Annotated in this window: 1 protein-coding gene; it reads right to left on the bottom strand. The window is 44.5% G+C overall.

Annotated features, from left to right (window positions below; translation table 11 throughout):
* Positions 1 to 64 precede the first annotated feature (64 nt).
* On the bottom strand, positions 65 to 625 hold a 561-nt coding region (locus LIZ87_RS22095; RefSeq protein ID WP_227149231.1), incomplete at its 5' end, for an IS66 family transposase.

Genomic DNA, 625 nt, shown 5'->3' with positions numbered 1-625 from the left:
GTATATGGTAAATAACCAGTCCTCCGGACAAAATAATGCCAGCCCAAAGGCTGGCACAGTGGCTTTACCTTGATTTAGTTTTTCGACAACAAACCGGAAGTGTTTCAGACCATGGCATGAGTGACACAAGCACATCTTCCGGTACATTTCCACAAGGATGCTTTACTAATTCAGTCAGCAGATGTCTGAAATATTCGTATGGTTTCAGGCTGTTTGCTTTTGCACTTTCTGCGATGCTGTATAAAAGAGCACTTGCTTTTGCGCCTTTTATAGAATCAATGATGTGCCAGGAATGTTTCCCTACGCAGAATGCCTTGATGCTGCGTTCCGCATCGTTATTATCCAGCGGAAGCTGTGGATCCTGTAGGAAACATCTGAGATACTGCTCCTGATTGACCGAGTAATTTACAGCTTCTTTCAGCTTGGTACTGCTGTTGGATTTCGTCTGTTGAATTTTCAGCCACGCAAAATAAGCATCGACAAGAGGCAGCACAGACTGTTGTCTGTTATCCAATCTCTCTTCAGCCGATGAATCTTTATATTTATTATCCAGATGGTACATGGCATCGATTCGTTTTACCGCCTCGGCGGCTATCGTCTGCGCCGGTGTAAGTGTCGCACCTTT

This window comes from Lacrimispora sp. 210928-DFI.3.58 (genome assembly GCF_020554865.1).
GTDB lineage: Bacteria > Bacillota > Clostridia > Lachnospirales > Lachnospiraceae > Enterocloster.
Note: the sequence above shows the minus strand (reverse complement) of the source record. Positions and strands in the feature narration are given on the sequence as shown.